Raw genomic sequence first — 15,454 nt, 5'->3', positions numbered from 1 at the left:
ACGGGACGGGCTCGAGGAGCGGAAGGATGCGCCTCGTCGTCCCAAGGTGCCGCTGCATGAGGAAAGGACTTACCGGACACAGCAACCCTGGCTCCTGCTAAACACGGCATGAGCTACTACGGCGCGGGAATGGGGTCCAGCGGGTTGCCTGGCGGAATCGATGAACGGTTGTCGGGCGCCGGCACGCCGTCGAAGCGCTCCATGATCCAATCAATGGAGCGGGGCAGCCAGGGCGCGAGGCTTGAGAGGTGGCTGAGGTCGTTGTACCGTCCACGGTCATGGCAAACGACAGTCTTCCCAGGTCGCGGGTGGTTCCTGCGCTGGCGGCGTGATGCGGACGTTCATGGACGCCCAGGTCGTTCGGCATCGCGCATGACGTGTGGTCCCTAAGTGGTCCCAGCGCAGCCTCCCCCGACGGCAGCCTGGGTCAGTCGATCTCGCAGTGAACGCAAGTTCGTCGGTGGTTCCGAATAGGGCTGGTCACGCCGACGCCCCCTTCGTTCGAGCCCGCGCGCGGTCGGCGGGTGCATCGAGGTACGGCTGTTCGATCGCACCATCGCATGACTGGCCAAGAATCGATGCCCGTCGCAACTGGCCACTCTCCAGCGTGACAATCCCCCTCACTGTCGGCCCCGCAAAGTAAGGTCAGCTTCGTTTGGTGCTTGACATCGAGGAAGGGGGCGCCGCATGGACGCGTTCGGTGTCCTGAACGAGGTCTTGGGCGACTACGAGAACTTCGTCAAGGGCTTCCTGGAAATCAAGGACGACCAGATTCGCAGCAAGGTCGAGAAGGAGATCGCCGACGGCCTGCTGTGGCCGGAGCCGTGGCTCGGGCTGAATCCGGCGTTCGAGTCCGGCGGCACCGTCGGCGAACTCGTCGAACGCGACGTCCTGGCTCCCGAGGCGACCCAGATCTTCCGAGACCCGACCGGCAAAGAGATCGCCTTCCACCGCCATCAGACCGACGCCTTCGAAATCGCCAACCGCCGCGAGTCCTACGTACTCACCACCGCACCGGCTCGGGCAAGTCGATGGCGTACATCGTGCCGATCGTCGACCGGGTGCTGCGCGAGGGCTCGGGCAAGGGCGTGCGGGCCATCATCGTCTATCCGATGAATGCGTTGGCCAACAGCCAACGCAACGAGCTGGAGAAGTTCCTCGGGAAGACGAACCCGAAGGTCAGCTTCGCGCGGTACACGGGCCAGGAGAACAGGGATGAGCGCGAGAAGACCCTCGCCTCTCCCCCGGACATCCTGCTGACCAACTACGTCATGTTGGAACTGATGCTCACCCGTCCGAAGGAGCGCACGAACCTCATCAGCAGCGCAGCGAACCTGTCATTTCTGGTTCTCGACGAGCTGCACACCTACCGTGGCCGACAGGGCGCCGATGTGGCGATGCTGGTCCGCCGGCTGCGCGGCGCCGTCACCTCGAATGACGTCCAGTGCGTCGGTACCAGTGCGACGCTCGCCGGTCCCGGCACCAAGGCCGAGCAGCGCGAACAGGTCGCCGAACTGGCGACGAGGATCTTCGGCGTCGCGATCCCCGCAGCCAACATCGTCGGCGAAACCCTACGACGGGCCACCACGGGCGAGGCAGACCCGGCCACGCTGGCGGCACGGCTGGCAGCGCCGACGCCGGCAGAGTGGGACGAGCTCAAGGCCGACCCGCTGGCCGTCTGGACCGAGCAGCATTTCGGCCTGCACACCGACGACGAGGGCAAGCTGGCTCGACGCCCGCCCTCCAAGCTCAGCGATGCCGCCACGAAGTTGCATGACGAGACCGGTGTGGACGAGGCGGTCTGCCGGGAGAAGCTGCAGGAGCTATTGCTTGCCGGCTCGCGGGCCCGCGATCCGCAAGGCCGTGCACTGTTCGCCTTCAAGCTCCACCAGTTCATCGGGAAGGGCGACACCGTCTACACCACCCTGGAACCCCCGGCGAAACGTTTCCTCACCACCCAATATCAGCGCAGTGCACCCAACAGGCCCCCGGGACAGCCGCTGTTCCCGTTGGCGTTCTGCCGCGAGTGCGGCCAGGAGTTCCTCGTCGTTAACCTGGAGCGCGGCGGTGAGAGCGTCAGCCCCCGCATCCCGAACTCCGATCTTGTCGAACATCCCGACGCCGACGGTCTGTTACTCGTGACAGACGAGCCTTGGCCCGACCCGCAGGATCCCGCGTTGCTCGACCTGGTCCCTGAGGACTGGGTGGTGTCCGGCGGGGGCGGTCAGGTTCTCGACAAGGCTCGAATCACGAAGCTGCCCAACTCATTACGTGTCGACCAGTCTGGAACCATCACCGACGACGGTATGCCGGTGGCGTTCTTCGAGCGGCTCGAATTCTGCCCATCGTGCAAGACGAGTTACGAGAGCAGCCGCCAGTCGCAGTTCTCCCGGGTTGCCAGCCTGGGCACCGAAGGTCGCGCGAGTGCGGTGACGGTGCTCTCGCAGTCGATCGTCAGAGCGCTGCGAGGCGAGTCCGACCTCGACGACGACGCCCGAAAGTTCCTGGCGTTCAGCGACAACCGCCAGGACGCGAGCCTGCAGGCCGGTCATTTCAACGACTTCGTGCTGGTCGGGCTGATCCGGTCAGCCCTGTACCGTGCTGCCAGCGTTCACCAGGAACAGAACCCCGGAAAACCGCTCACCGACGAGAACCTTGGACCCGAAGTGGTCAAAGCGCTCGGCGGCAAGAGCCTGAAGTTCTTCGCCCGCGACGAGGAGACCGCCGACGAGCACATCCCGCGGAAGAAGATCGCCCGCGCGCTGCGTGATGTCGTCGCCTATCGCTTGTGGGCCGACCTCAAGCGGGGTTGGCGTATCACCATGCCCAACCTGGAACAGACCGGACAGCTGCGCCTGGCGTATGAGGGTGTGGACGAACTCGCCGGCAACGACGACAAATGGGCAAGCTGCGGAGAACCACTGGCGAGCGCCAGTGCCGAGACGCGACGGGACGTGATGCATGTCCTTCTCGACGAACTTCGCCGCAACCTCTGCATCGACACCGAGTTCCTCACCGACGAGAAGTTCGATGCCGTCCGGCGCGCTAGCCGGGAGTGGCTGAAAGACCCGTGGGCCATCTCCGATGACGCCGGCACGTACAGCGGCCTGGCCTACCCCGGTGGCCGACCGAAGGGGACGACCGGGATCGGCGCCGATCTCTACCTGTCGGGGTTGGGTGCGTACGGGCGCTGGCTGCGACGCCCCAACCGCTTCCCCGGCTTCCAGCATGCGCTCAAGACGGCCGATGCCCAGGTGATCATCGAGCATCTGATGGACGTGATGGCCGGCGTCGGCATCTTGGCGCGTATTGCGGTTCCCAAGCGGCCCACGGGTTACCAGCTGCGTGCCGACCTCATCGCCTGGCATCCCGACACCGGCGAACATCGCGCGCCCGACCCCATCCGCAGCAATCAGACCGAGGGCCGGGTCAACCCGTACTTCCGCGCGCTCTACGCCGAGACGGCCAAGGCGCTCGTCGGCTTGGAGGCCCGCGAACACACCGCTCAGGTCGAGCCGTCCAAACGCCAGAAGCGGGAAGAAGAGTTCAGCGAGGGCTGAAGAACCCGGAATCCCTCACCAACACCCAGAAAGCCACCCTCGCCCAGCTCAAACGCGAGGGCGGCGCACTGGTCCGCGCCTACGAGCTCAAGGAATCACTGCGGGCGGTGTTCGCCGGAGACCTCGACGCCGACACCGTCACCGACATGCTCGGGAAATGGTGCTCATGGGCGCAACGGTGCCCGATCCCGCAGTTCGTCAAGGTCGGCCGAACCATCAAGAAACACCTCGATGGCACCCAAGCCGCAGTGGAGCGCGGCCTGGCCAACAGCCGCCACGAAGGGCTCAACAACAAGGTCCGGCTGATCATCCACAGGGCCTACGGCTACCACAACGCCGAGCACGCACTCACCATGATCATGCTCGTTTGCGGGCCGGTCACCCTCGAACTCCCATACCACACATGAGGTCATCCACATTCATGGCAATAGAGCCAATTTTCGACTGCTCAGCCACCGACCAGCACGCCGTCCAGCTCCCGCACCTGCTTAACCAGGTGCCGCACTTCCGCCACGGAGGGCTGGAGCTCGTAGCGTGATGATGGACGGTCCGGCTCAGTGCGCTCCAGATTCGCCGGGCCCGCTCGCCGAGATGGTTGTCGTCAAGTGCTTCCAGCGCAATCAGTTTCGACTTCGTCGTGGGGAAGGAATATCTTGACGTCGACCACGAAGCGCTCTGCTCGTCGAGCCACTCCTCCAGCGCGCAGCGCGCTAGCAGGGCGGCGGTTCCCCCACTGGACAATCCGAGGGCGACCTTTCCGTCCAGCACCTGCTCGGATTCTCGCCGACGCGATCATCGATCGCATCACCACCAACGCCCATGCCACCGTGCTGAGCTGCGACGAATCGATGCGCAAGTACTTCAGCCAACTCGACTGACCGCCGCCGGCGGGCGGAGCATCGAGCCGGTCCGTCCCGCCGGCACCACCAGACCCCACCCAGGCAGCAGCGACGTGCCCCGCGCATGCCTGCCTGCACCCACCAGCACAGCGGCGCCACAGCTCACCTCTCACCGGCGCGATGGCCCACCGGCCAAAGGAACAGTGGCCCACCCCACAGCGGAACAGCGGCTCTCACCGAGCGTGATATCCAAGCAGCGGTAGAGCGTTTCCGCAGGTCACGTGCGGTCTTCGCTACTGGGACGCGACGGGTGACGTTCATGGACGCCCGGGTCGTTCGGCATCGCGCATGACGTGTGGTCCCTAAGTGGTCCCAGCGCAGCCTCCCCCGACGGCCCCTGGGAATCATCTCTAGCTGATATCAGTTGAAGCTGATAGTATCCCGTTGTGCGGAAATGGGAGGTCGATCTGACCCTCATCGAAGCATGGATCGACACCCTCGATGACGAGGAATACGACAACGTGATTGCGGCTCTGGAGCAATTGGAGGAACACGGACCCGTCACGCGCCGACCATTCGTGGACACCCTCGACGGATCGGAGCACCCGAACATGAAGGAGCTTCGACCACGCGCCACGAAAGGCGGAGCCCACATACGAGTGCTCTTCGCCTTCGACATCCAGTCTCGGGCGATCATGCTGGTCGCCGGGGACAAGGCAGGAAATTGGACCAAGTGGTATGCGACGAACATCCCCATCGCCGATCGCCTGTTCACCGAGCACCAAGAGAAGCTATTGAAGGAGGCTGACGCGGCCAAAGCCGCCAAGCCGAAGACAAGAAAGGGGAAGAAACGATGACCACGCTTGATGACCTTCGACGTCGCCGGCCGGGCAACCGTGCCCGCATCGACACAATCAAGGACGAGATGGATCGCGAGGTTGCGCAGTACCGCCTCCGCGAGCTGCGTGAAGACGCTGGTTACACCCAGACCTCCCTCGCCGCAGCCATCGGCGTTGGACAGAACCGCGTTTCCCAGATGGAGCACGGCAACCTGGGCACCAGCCGCGTCGATACCCTCCGCAAGTACGTCGAGGCCACCGGCGGCGAGCTGGAGGTCGCGGTGAAGCGTCCAGACGGCTCTCGCGTCTTACTGAGCCTCTAGCATCCGCCGACGGCCCACGGCCTTGGGCTCCACACGCTCGTCAGCGCGACTCGGTCGGCCATCCGGGTCGCATTGACCGAGCGGCATCCAGGTTTCCCTGCTGCTCAAAGTAGTTGGCAAGGCTGAGCTGTTGCTCTTTGCGCCTGAGCTTTTGTGCATCGTGTGCGGCTTAATGGGCATGCCCGGAATGTCGATCTCCTCGGGGACGGTGAAGGTCGCGGTGAACCCTTCCCAGCCTGGGTCAGTCGATCTCGCAGTGAACGCAAGTTCGTCGGTGGTTCCGAATAGGGCTGGTCACGCCGACGCCCCCTTCGTTCGAGCCCGCGCGCGGTCGGCGGGTGCATCGAGGTACGGCTGTTCGATCGCACCATCGCATGACTGGCCAAGAATCGATGCCCGTCGCAACTGGCCACTCTCCAGCGCGATAATCGCCTTCACTGTCGGCCCCGCAAAGTAAGGTCAGCTTCGTTTGGTGCTCTTGACGTCGAAGAAAATGGGGGCGTGGCATGGACGCGTTCGGTGTCCTGAGCGAGGTCTTGGGCCACGCGCTGACAACACCTGCGAATGTTCGCCGCGTTGTTGGATACCTCGGTGCTGTGGCCCGGTCTGCAGCGCGACTTCCTGCTCTCGTTGCCGGTCGAGAGGGTGTATCGGCCGTTGTGGTCAACGGCGATTCTCGATGAATTGTGTTACCACGAAGCGCGAAAGCTCATCGATCACGGTCACGACCCGGCTCTCGCATCGCAGCGGGCGCAACGCCTAATCGATCGAATGAGGACGGCATTCGATGACGCCATCGTTGTGAGCTGGGAAAGCCTGGAAGGCACGTTTGGCCTGCCCGACATCGACGACGAACACGTTGTTGCGGCGACCCGCGCAAGATGATCCAATAGAACTGCGCGCCACCCCACTTGACCAGCGGTCAATTTCGGCGCAAGGACAGCGCCCTCGCCAAGCCATATAACGTGCACAGGCGCGCATGACGTGAGGTCCAACTGGCCGAATCTCCCCCGCACGAGTCCATCGAGCGCACCGCTGGCATCCGTGTGGTCCCCAGGGTGGTTGTCACCTCCAGCAACCGTCGAGGCGGCATAGCTCCATTACCGCAGCTCAAACCCTACTTCGCGTTGTCGGGCTGACAGGATTTGAACCTGCGACCACTTGACCCCCAGGAAGTAGCGGTAACGTGTTCCCCCAGGTCGTCGGCGTCTTACGTCGTTGTTGCGTGATGTGTAGCGTTCACGCACGCGCAGGTCGTTCAGCATCGCGCATAACGTGTGGTCCCAGAGTGGTCCCCAGCGGTGGTCGCGATCATCATTAGCCATGTACGTACATTCGCCGTACGATGGAGTTATCGACAGCTGCAGGCAGAGATGACTAAAGGAACAAGGAGGTGTCGCTGTGGCAGTCAAAACGAAGCGCATCGAGCTTCGCGCGGAGCAAGCGACCTTGGACCGTATCCAGCACGCCGCCAACCTTGTCCATGAGCAGACGTCGGAGTTCGTCCGGAAAGCTGCAATGCAACGGGCCGAAGACGTCCTGCGTCAGGAGCTGGTAACGGCCATGGAGCCCGAACAGTTCGACAAACTGATGTCCTCGCTCGATGCTGCTGACGACGCACCACGGCTGGCGGCAGCCGCACGCAAACCAGCGGTCTTCACAAGGCGTTGAACAATGTTCGAGTCCGCGCGACTCACTGAAGCACACACGCTGGAAGGATTCGACTGCGGTAAGGAGTCGCTGAATACCTGGCTCATCGCCCATGCCCGTCGCGCGGACAGCAACGGGGTCGCCCACGTCTACGTGTGGACCCCGCTCGGCGAACAGAAAGTCAACGCCTATTTCGCCATCTGCCCCACCGAAGTAGTGCGCAACGACGACGGCGTCTCGGGATCCTTGGCCGGCGGCTATTCTCGCATACCCGGATACTTGATTGCCCGCCTGGCGATCGACACGTCGCTGCGGGGCCAGGGTTATGGCGAGCAGCTGCTCCTCGACGCACTCGGAAAAGCCGTCGCCGCATCAGAAATCGGCGGCGGCCGGCTCATCGTCGTCGATGCCAAGGACGACGAGGCACAATCCTTCTACGAGCACTACCACTTCGTTCCCGTCCGCAACCGGGAGCGTCGTCTGGTCATGAAAGTGCCCACCGCTGCGAAAGCGCTCGGCGAGCGCTGGCGGGAGTAAAGCCTTCCGAGGACGAATGTGCTGCACAAAGGAGTTGACCGTTACCGGGGTCGAGGGTGTCCCTGGCGAGTTGGACACGCTGCGTGCCGACAACGCGCGTTTGCGTCACCTTCTTCGGCTGAGTGAAGAACAGGCACGTGCAGCTGCCAGTGACCAGGCGACACTGACAGGAGCGCCGGCCTCACCGGTCACGATGGGATCCAGCTCTGCTGATAAGGCCCGGTTCTTCTTCGACCTGTTCCGTTGTCGCACCGATGTTTACGCGGTGCGATGGGAGAACCGGCGAGATGGCCGATCGGGTTGGACGCCGGCGATCAAAGGCTACTGGCGCAAGGGGATGAATCGGGCAGACGCCCCCTACCTGCCGCTGACCCTAGAGGTCGTTGATGCCCATCTGCGGGGCGAGGCGCACATCGGCCTGTACCCACTCGGCGATGACGACACTTGCTGGTGGGTCGCGGCCGATTTCGACAAGGAAGCCGCGATGCTCGACGCGCTCGCGTACATGAAAGCGGCTCGCTCGTCTAGGATTCCGGCTGCATTGGAGGTATCACAATCGGGGCGAGGAGCTCACGTGCGGATCTTCTTCGCTCATGCGATCTCGGCTTCGGTCGCCCGCAACGTCGCTACAAGTCTGCTGAGTGAGGCATTTCGGCTGCGTGGCAGCATGCATCTGAGTAGCTATGACCGCTTGTTCCCATCCCAGGACGTGCACACCGGGCGTGGGGTGGGCAATCTGATCGCCGCACCGATGAACGGTAAGCGCCGTCGGACCCGGATCGGACAGTGCCGAACTGTGGGCCTCGCTCGCCTGCCTCGGCGATGCGTGGTCGGAGTACCTGCGGTTAGAGGACCAGCTGACCCAGGCAGAACGCTCGGTCGCCATCACCGACGAGCAATGGCGAGCGACCAAAGAGGGCACGGCCCTGATTGCCTTCGTTCAGCCTCCGTATGCCGTGTTGGCACCGTACTGAGCCTGATCCGGGGTGAAACCGTCAAACTCCAGTTGGTTGACCAAGGCCGAAAGGGAGAACGAGGTGTAATCCAGGTAGCTCTTGGCCTTCTTGACTGCCTGCTCATTCCAGTCCACACCCCCATTGGCCTCGATGTGCTCGACCGCGAAGGTGCCGTCTGCCGTACTGAAATCGTCGAACTCCAGTTGCTTGATCAACCCTTGCTTGGAGAACGCGGTGTATCCCAGGTAGCTCTCGGCTTTCGCGATTGCGTTGTCCTGGGCGGGGGTGAAGCGGGGCTTAGCGGGGGCGGGGGTTCTGTTGTCGTCGGGGCGACAGCCAAAGTCCTGGACGTGGTGCCGGAGTTGGACGACGAGGACGACGAGGACGAGGTCTTCTTGTCGCTGTTGCCGATGGAACCGAGGACGATCAACGCCAATATCGCCGCTCCTACTCCGAGGGCGATCTTCGCTCCTCTGGACATGCCCGGCTTCGCGGCTTGGCCAACGGCTTGTGTCGGTGGGCCAAATGGGGCGTAGTTCTCAGTCCACGCTTTGCCGTCGAAATACCGTTGGCGGCTCGGATCAGATGGATCGGGATACCAACCCGCTGTTGGCTGTGTCATCAAGTCCCCCTCTTGCTTTGCTGCTCAACCACAGGCGAGGGACAGCATAACCACATGGTTGAGGAACTGGTTAACATTTACCCCAGGTCAGAAGATACTTCTCTCGGTCGGGCTGACAGGATTTGAACCTGCGACCACTTGACCCCCAGGTAGCCGAACGGTGTTAGCGGGTACCCACCCGTGACCGGTCTTCGCAGCTCAGCGCAATTTGGTTACACGGACGGACACCCGCGGATCGGCCCGAAATTGGCGTGGTTGGGGTACGCGTAGGGGTACGACAGCGATTCGCAGGCGGCCTGCATGTCGGTACCTTGCGAGACCATCGTGCGATGAGCACACAGCACCCGTTCCATGAGGACCGGCCCGACGATCTACCCATAACGGCCGAAGTGTGGGAAGCGGCCCGAAAGTACGTCGACATCGGGTTGACCACCGCCATCTATCGGGCGATCAAGCAGCTTGAGGCCGAAGTCGTCGCGCTGCGCGACAGCCGATGAACCCGCGGTGGTTCGCCTCCGGCGAACGGTGCACCGGCATGTCGCGGAACCGCAATCGGCGCGGCCGCAAGTAGCGTCGGTGGTCATGGCGGATGCCGACCGCAACCCCACCTACCTCCGCGACCTCGCCGGGTATGTCGCGGAGTTCCGCGCCGCGTTCATGTCGTTCCTCGAGCTGCACACACCGACCTATAGAGGGCCTGGCATCGGGATGCTGCCCGCCGTCATGCCGCTCGACGGTGTCGACGAAGCCGAACTGGAAACCCGGCGCGCCCGCGTATCGACCGCGGCCGGACGTGCACGCCGTGCGCCGTCACTGACCGGCGTTCTGTTCGGCGTCCGAGGATTCAACGGTGCCGTCGACCCGGTTGCCGCATGGAACACAGTCACCCAGCCCAAGCCTCTGCTCGAACCGGCCAACATTATCGACGCCTGCGACCAGATGATCGGATCGCTAGAAGACATGGCCGCACGCGCCGAAGTCGAGTTGCCGCCGACGGTCGACGTCGCGCAGATGCACCCGGCAGTGTGGGGTCAGGCCGCCCGTCTGTGGCGTGACGGCCACTACCGGCAGGCGGTGTCGGCCGCCGCGGATGGCGTTGTGCAGTTGGTGAAGGCGCGCACCGGTGGGCCGGAACTCGACGACACGACGCGGTGGAATCAGGCGTTCTCCGAGAAGGACCCCGAGCCGGGCAGACCGCGTCTTCGGTGGCCGGGCGACCAAACCGACCGAACCGTGGTGTCGATGAACGACGGACTACGTCGGTTCGCGCCGGGCGCGCAACTGACGATCCGCAATCCCGCCACCCACGGACCGGGCGAGATGACCCAACAGGAGGCCGTCGAACGCCTATCGGTTCTCAGCCTGTTGGCGCGGTGGGTCGACGAATGCGACCTCATCGAAGCACTCGACCCGTCGGCGGGAACGCCGTGACCATCGCGGCGTTCGTCCTCGGCGTGCTCGGATTCGGTCTGGCCGCGTCATCGCTGACGTGGCAGATCTACACGTTCCTCATGCAGGGCGCGCGGCCGAAACTCACCCCCGTGATCGGCATGCTCACACCGGGCGGCATGGTCACCAACGACGCCACCCGCGACATCCGTAAGTCATTGGTGAGCACCGCCAAACAACTGTCACCCGGCCCGCTGATCGTCGGTGTCAAGGTCGTCAACGCTGGGCGGGCACCGTTCCATGTCGCCGGGTGGGCTATCCGCGCCGACCCCAGCGGCACATCCTTCAACGTGCTCGGCGAACAAATCGGCTCACCGGAGGTGCCATGCGACATACCTGCGGGTGCCGAGGAGATCTTCTTCATGTATCTGAACGGGGCGACCAACCTGAAGTCAGGCGCGGACCGCATCGAAGGCACACCGCAGCAGATCGTTGCCACCGTGTTGAGTGGCGGTCGCACTCACGTGTCTAAGCCGATTGCGTCGGTGAATCTGGCCATCGAGTCGGGCGGTGCGCCGTGAGTGATCAAGTCAGCCTGTGGGATTCGGTGTCGACAGGGCTCGGCATAGGTGGTTCTGCGGCCGGTTTGATTGGTGCAGCATGGGGTGCCGCGTTCGTGGTGCGCCGGTGGTGGAACCGCACGATAGGTCGCCGTCGCGCACAGTCCGACATCCTCGACCAACTGTGCTGCACCAGCTCCATGACGTTCGTCGAATCGAAGCTCGGGGTGCCGCAGTTCATCACCCATCCCGACGACCGCGAGGAACGCGTCTACCGCCTCCCCGGCGCGTGGGTCATCGTGCACCCGGTCGCCGGTGCAGTGCGCTGGTTCTCCATCACCATCACCGACCCCGACATGTACTACGACATCGGACCGACAACCCTCGGAAACCTGCCCATTCGCCTCGGCGTGAGCACTTTCGCGGACGCACCACCGTCGGAACATGAGTCGTTGCAGATCGGCGCACGAGACGCCACCTTCGTCCGGTACTACGACTACGGGAACACCGCCGGTGGCGGGCAGCCCTACTGGCTCGCCTTCAACCCGGTCGGCTGCGGCACCTTCAGCGGCGGCGAACCGTACGGAACGGGCACCTTCACCGGCGACGGCCTTGGCAGCTACGGCACGCCGCCGGACACCGCCGGGATCACCGCCAACACGCTCACCGTCATGTCCCCCGAGGGCAATCCCAACGACATGCGGGAGCGGTGGCTGCACGGCCCACACCACGACCACGTGAAGCTAGCGGTACGCGAACGCCGGAAGTGAGGACAGTGCGCGCATTGTTGCACCCGCCGGGCCGCCCAGATTGGTTGCGGCGCAACCACACACGGCCCGCTGCACCCGGCCGACACCCGTCGATCGGCTACCTCGGGCCGCGGCCGCCGAATTTTTCGGCCGCGCAATAAAAAATCATGACTACCGCGGGCGGAAGTCACCTCACCTCCCCCACCAACATTCTGGGGGTAGGGGTCGATCCGGTCGACGGCGTGACGGTTCTTGCCGCCCCGACGGCCCGCTGCGCGACGAGCGCGGCCCACGCTCGACCGTGGGCCGCCTGGCCGTTCAACGTGTGGCGGCTCGCGCGGTGGTGGTCGCGGCACCCCGGCGCGCAACTTACGAAGGAGACTCGCCGGGGCACCGCGCCGCGGCCGGGCATAGGCGGTTGCCCTTCGCCCGCCCGGCGCGGTTCGGGGTGCGCCTAGACTAGACAGCGCTCGCCCCATACGTGTCGGCGAAGTGCAGCACCCGCGGTGCGAGAGGTGTTTGGGACGGAGCCAACTGACGGCGGGTGAAGCCAGGACCGGTTTGCAGCAAGTACATACCGCGCCTTCCCTGGAATCGGCCGATCAGCTCGCGGACGGTTGCGGCGTCCTCGGCAACGTTCGGATACATGACGTTGTCCAGTTTTTCCTGAAGCGGACCCATGAGGGGCTGAATCGCCTTGATCATGTCCAGGACGCTGGGATCGGAATCCAACTCCTCTAGCTCGCGACGCTTGAGCCAGGGTTTGTTCCGGTTGTCGTTGATGAACTCCAGCATGAAAGCCCGGTCCATGTTGATCTTGACCTCAGGATTGTCACAGACACTCGCGTTGAAGCTCCACTTGAACGCGTCAATGTCACCGTGCTGCAACGCATCACGCAAAGCCTCCAGCCACCGGTACTCGAAAGACATCTTCTTGAGACCGTCGAAGAGTGTTTTGACCTCCTCCACCTGCGAGCGGTCGAGGCTGAGGGTTCGTCGCGCGCTACGGATCGTCTGATACTCGTGGATCTGTAGCGCGGCGGTGAAAGAGATAAGCGCTGAGCGGATTCTGCGCCGCCGTTCGTCCATGGCGTCCTGGTCGGATAGTGTTACGCGTTGGCTCTGGAGCTCACCAAGAACGCCGACCAGAACGTCGCACAATCGGTCGCTTTCGTCGGAGATGTGTTGCAGCAGCTCGCTGTCAATCATCCGCCGAAGCCGTTCGTACGCATCGCGATAGCGTGTGTTTTCTTCATTGGTGAACGAACACAGTCGCTCGAAGATGGGTGCGTCGGATCGGCTTGGGTCGCGATGCAACAGAATCGCTCCGTATGGATCGGCTGCCGCTTCTGTATCCTCGGCGTCCATCTCGGCCGTCCGCCTTCCAAGTACGTCCAGGGACTCCTTGAGATCAGCGGCAACGGCGGCAAACCGCTGCTGGATCTCATCCGACGATGGCAGGCCCCCGGTCAGCCAGCCCTTCCGCTCCGACAGGACATCGCGCAAAGCATCTTCCATAAGCCGCTGAGCGGAATCCCTCGTGTAACGATCCCGGACGTCTGGTGTGTCTGCCCAGTCCATAATCATGGTTGTCGATGTTTTCGCCAGCGCATTGAGCGCCTCGAAAATGACTAGAGCAGAAGGGTTTACGCCGGTAACGCTCGACAGCGTGAGGTGCTGCCATGCCTCCAGGGCGTTGTCGGCGAAATCTGTCGCACTCTCGCCCTCGATGTCGTCCAGTGAAGAGGCGAACGCCTCCAATCGGTCGATCCACTTCCCCACGTTCTCTACTTCGCCGTGCTCGTCGTCCGCCACTTCGGTGCCTTTCTTCGGCTGTCACATCAGGTGTAACGCACCACACCGACAATCAGGTTTTCGTCGCCCTATCTATCCGGTGGACGAATCTGTGCACGGCCCCGGCCGCCTCCTCTGCCGTCGCAGCAAGTTCAAGGTGATCCAGCCCTTCCAACGCTCCCGAGTAGATCGGCGGCCAGTGCGGCAGTGCGGTCACATTCGGCGGCCATGGATGCTGAGCGCGCACTTCGAATACCGCGATGCACGCGCTGCGCGTTGGCGAGAGATCGGTGTCGGGCAGCAGCCCTTCCAGAAGCTGCAAGTCCACCAAATCGTGAGCGCGATCGTTGACCCTGGGCGCTTCAAACACCGCGGTGACCGCATGGAGCTTCTGCGCGACCTGCCACGGAATGGTCATGCACGGCACGGATACCGCCACGGGGACCCCGACAAGGCCCAGGGCATCCGAAGTGAGAGTGTCGAACTGGTCGGCATTGCCGGCTTCGACGGTGGAGACCTCGATCGGAACAGATGCGAAAGGCTTGCCGCGGTAGTTCAGCTTGGCGGTGAATCGTCGCGGCTTCACGGGCATGCCGGGAACATCGATCTCCTCGGGGACGGTGAAGATCGCGGTGAACCCCTCCCACCCCGTCTCGCCCGCCTCGGCCAGCTGCTCATGGACTTCTTCGATATCGCGACGTGCGACAGTGTCGAAGTCTTTGGACGTTCGCGAATCAGGGATCCCCCGACGCAGTTCGAGCGACGATCCGCCTTTGACCAATAGCAGCGGAGCGCCGTTGTCGTCGGTGAGCATGGCTGCGAACTGTGCGACGACGATCATCGCGACGTGGCGCTGCAGCCGGCCGAACACCACACCTTGCCGTTGCGCTGCTTGCGTGAGCCGATCTCGCAATGAACGCAGGTTCGTCGGCGGCGACGAATAGGGCTGGTTCATGCCGACGCCCGCTTCGCGCGAGCCCGGCCACGGGCGGGTGCATCGAGGGCGGCGCGCAGCTCAGCCGCCGGCCCGCGGCGCAGGGTGCCCTCAGCTTCGGCCCGCTCGATCGCCGTCCGAAGTTGATAGGGATCGGTGCCCGTGTCCAGGCAGTCTTTGATGGTGCGCGCAACCGTCGTGACAGGTATGCCGTCGACCGACGTGATGTCGGTTGCCTGAAGGTCGCGGCGGTGGAGCCGGTACAACTCACCCCCGGCCGCGCGGGGATGGTTGTCGCGCGGGACGGTGAGATGGATGCGCGACGGGTTGACGTCGGCAAGATCGTGAAGCACCAAGGCCGACTCATGCGAAACAACACCACGCCCCAAAGCCCACGACACTGCGGCTGCGAGATCGTCGTGCTCACCGCGCGGCAGGACAGGCACCCGGTACACACCACGACCGGCACGCTCAAGACGTCCGCGTGCCGTCAGAAGACGAAGCTGCACGGGGTCCACACCGATATCCCGCGCGTCCCGAGTCGTGACGTAGCCATGTTGCTCGGCGGCAAGTTCAACAAGCTGATCCCAGATCGCCATGTGCGCAATCGTATCAAATAGATACGTTTCTGCACACAATACCGACAGCGGACGGTACTCGCATGCAGTCGCCTGCCTGACAGTTTGAACCCCCGCCTGGACG

The 15,454-nt window shown here is 63.7% G+C and carries 17 protein-coding genes and 2 pseudogenes; 13 read left to right on the top strand and 6 right to left on the bottom strand.

Annotated elements, in window-relative coordinates; translation table 11 throughout:
* Positions 1-687: 687 nt before the first annotated feature.
* The 5 genes from K9U37_RS12250 (at position 688) to K9U37_RS12230 (ending at position 5,561) form a co-directional block, all read left to right on the top strand.
* Complete coding sequence (locus K9U37_RS12250) at positions 688-1,116, top strand: hypothetical protein (protein ID WP_243071919.1); 429 nt, start codon at positions 688-690, stop codon at positions 1,114-1,116.
* Positions 1,044-3,560: a DEAD/DEAH box helicase gene (locus K9U37_RS12245; protein WP_243071918.1), complete on the top strand. Its 2,517-nt coding sequence runs from the start codon at positions 1,044-1,046 to the stop codon at positions 3,558-3,560. Before K9U37_RS12250 ends, K9U37_RS12245 begins: the two co-directional genes overlap by 73 nt.
* Positions 3,557-3,967: a transposase gene (locus K9U37_RS12240; protein ID WP_243073352.1), complete on the top strand. Its 411-nt coding sequence runs from the start codon at positions 3,557-3,559 to the stop codon at positions 3,965-3,967. Before K9U37_RS12245 ends, K9U37_RS12240 begins: the two co-directional genes overlap by 4 nt.
* A gap of 878 nt (positions 3,968-4,845) precedes the next feature.
* Positions 4,846-5,256 carry a type II toxin-antitoxin system RelE/ParE family toxin gene (locus K9U37_RS12235; protein ID WP_243071917.1) on the top strand — a complete coding sequence of 137 codons (411 nt, stop codon included), beginning with the start codon at positions 4,846-4,848 and terminating at the stop codon, positions 5,254-5,256.
* Positions 5,253-5,561, top strand: coding sequence for a type II toxin-antitoxin system RelB family anti-toxin (locus K9U37_RS12230; protein ID WP_078292487.1), 309 nt, complete (start codon positions 5,253-5,255; stop codon positions 5,559-5,561). The genes K9U37_RS12235 and K9U37_RS12230 overlap by 4 nt, the downstream gene beginning before the upstream one ends.
* A gap of 164 nt (positions 5,562-5,725) precedes the next feature.
* On the opposite strand, the pseudogene K9U37_RS20530 reads toward K9U37_RS12230, so the two are convergent.
* Positions 5,726-5,801, bottom strand: a pseudogene (locus K9U37_RS20530) (hypothetical protein); the annotation flags it as partial.
* A 324-nt stretch (positions 5,802-6,125) separates the two neighbouring features.
* On the opposite strand from K9U37_RS20530, the gene K9U37_RS12225 reads away from it, so the two are divergent.
* The 4 genes and pseudogenes from K9U37_RS12225 to K9U37_RS20525 all read left to right on the top strand — a co-directional run.
* Complete coding sequence (locus K9U37_RS12225; protein ID WP_243071916.1) at positions 6,126-6,446, top strand: PIN domain-containing protein; 321 nt, start codon at positions 6,126-6,128, stop codon at positions 6,444-6,446.
* Positions 6,447-6,962: 516 nt separating this feature from the next.
* The gene (locus K9U37_RS12220; RefSeq protein WP_068132094.1) at positions 6,963-7,232 is read left to right on the top strand and encodes a type II toxin-antitoxin system TacA family antitoxin; all 270 of its coding nucleotides are present in this window, start codon (positions 6,963-6,965) and stop codon (positions 7,230-7,232) included.
* Between the two features lie 3 nt (positions 7,233-7,235).
* On the top strand, positions 7,236-7,748 hold the full coding sequence (locus K9U37_RS12215; RefSeq protein WP_243071915.1) for a GNAT family N-acetyltransferase: 513 nt from the start codon (positions 7,236-7,238) through the stop codon (positions 7,746-7,748).
* A gap of 16 nt (positions 7,749-7,764) precedes the next feature.
* Positions 7,765-8,511 (top strand): annotated as a pseudogene (locus K9U37_RS20525) (TOTE conflict system archaeo-eukaryotic primase domain-containing protein); the annotation flags it as partial.
* A gap of 177 nt (positions 8,512-8,688) precedes the next feature.
* Here the strand turns inward: K9U37_RS20525 and K9U37_RS12210 are convergent.
* Positions 8,689-8,949 (bottom strand): Ltp family lipoprotein, encoded by a 261-nt coding sequence (locus K9U37_RS12210; protein WP_243073351.1) that lies wholly within the window; start codon positions 8,947-8,949, stop codon positions 8,689-8,691.
* On the bottom strand, positions 8,916-9,326 hold the full coding sequence (locus K9U37_RS12205; protein WP_243071914.1) for a DUF2510 domain-containing protein: 411 nt from the start codon (positions 9,324-9,326) through the stop codon (positions 8,916-8,918). Before K9U37_RS12205 ends, K9U37_RS12210 begins: the two co-directional genes overlap by 34 nt.
* 329 nt (positions 9,327-9,655) lie before the next feature.
* On the opposite strand from K9U37_RS12205, the gene K9U37_RS12200 reads away from it, so the two are divergent.
* From K9U37_RS12200 to K9U37_RS12185, 4 genes are all read left to right on the top strand, one after another.
* Positions 9,656-9,823 (top strand): hypothetical protein, encoded by a 168-nt coding sequence (locus K9U37_RS12200; RefSeq protein ID WP_176138410.1) that lies wholly within the window; start codon positions 9,656-9,658, stop codon positions 9,821-9,823.
* 85 nt (positions 9,824-9,908) lie between these two features.
* The gene (locus K9U37_RS12195; protein ID WP_243071913.1) at positions 9,909-10,757 is read left to right on the top strand and encodes a TIGR02391 family protein; all 849 of its coding nucleotides are present in this window, start codon (positions 9,909-9,911) and stop codon (positions 10,755-10,757) included.
* Positions 10,754-11,296 carry a hypothetical protein gene (locus K9U37_RS12190; protein WP_078292513.1) on the top strand — a complete coding sequence of 181 codons (543 nt, stop codon included), beginning with the start codon at positions 10,754-10,756 and terminating at the stop codon, positions 11,294-11,296. The genes K9U37_RS12195 and K9U37_RS12190 overlap by 4 nt, the downstream gene beginning before the upstream one ends.
* Positions 11,293-12,045 carry an ETEC_3214 domain-containing protein gene (locus tag K9U37_RS12185; RefSeq protein WP_078292514.1) on the top strand — a complete coding sequence of 251 codons (753 nt, stop codon included), beginning with the start codon at positions 11,293-11,295 and terminating at the stop codon, positions 12,043-12,045. The genes K9U37_RS12190 and K9U37_RS12185 overlap by 4 nt, the downstream gene beginning before the upstream one ends.
* A 438-nt stretch (positions 12,046-12,483) precedes the next feature.
* On the opposite strand, the gene K9U37_RS12180 is transcribed toward K9U37_RS12185, so the two are convergent.
* From K9U37_RS12180 to K9U37_RS12170, 3 genes are read right to left on the bottom strand one after another with little or no spacing between them, the layout of a single operon-like run.
* Positions 12,484-13,839, bottom strand: coding sequence for a hypothetical protein (locus K9U37_RS12180; protein WP_243071911.1), 1,356 nt, complete (start codon positions 13,837-13,839; stop codon positions 12,484-12,486).
* Between the two features lie 52 nt (positions 13,840-13,891).
* Positions 13,892-14,773, bottom strand: a complete 882-nt coding sequence (locus tag K9U37_RS12175) for a nucleotidyl transferase AbiEii/AbiGii toxin family protein (RefSeq protein WP_243071910.1) — start codon at positions 14,771-14,773, stop codon at positions 13,892-13,894.
* The gene (locus tag K9U37_RS12170) at positions 14,770-15,390 is read right to left on the bottom strand and encodes a type IV toxin-antitoxin system AbiEi family antitoxin domain-containing protein (protein ID WP_243071909.1); all 621 of its coding nucleotides are present in this window, start codon (positions 15,388-15,390) and stop codon (positions 14,770-14,772) included. The genes K9U37_RS12175 and K9U37_RS12170 overlap by 4 nt, the downstream gene beginning before the upstream one ends.
* Positions 15,391-15,454: the final 64 nt, after the last annotated feature.

Source organism: Candidatus Mycolicibacterium alkanivorans (assembly GCF_022760805.1).
Taxonomy (GTDB): Bacteria; Actinomycetota; Actinomycetes; order Mycobacteriales; family Mycobacteriaceae; genus Mycobacterium; species Mycobacterium alkanivorans.
Note: the sequence above shows the minus strand (reverse complement) of the source record. Positions and strands in the feature narration are given on the sequence as shown.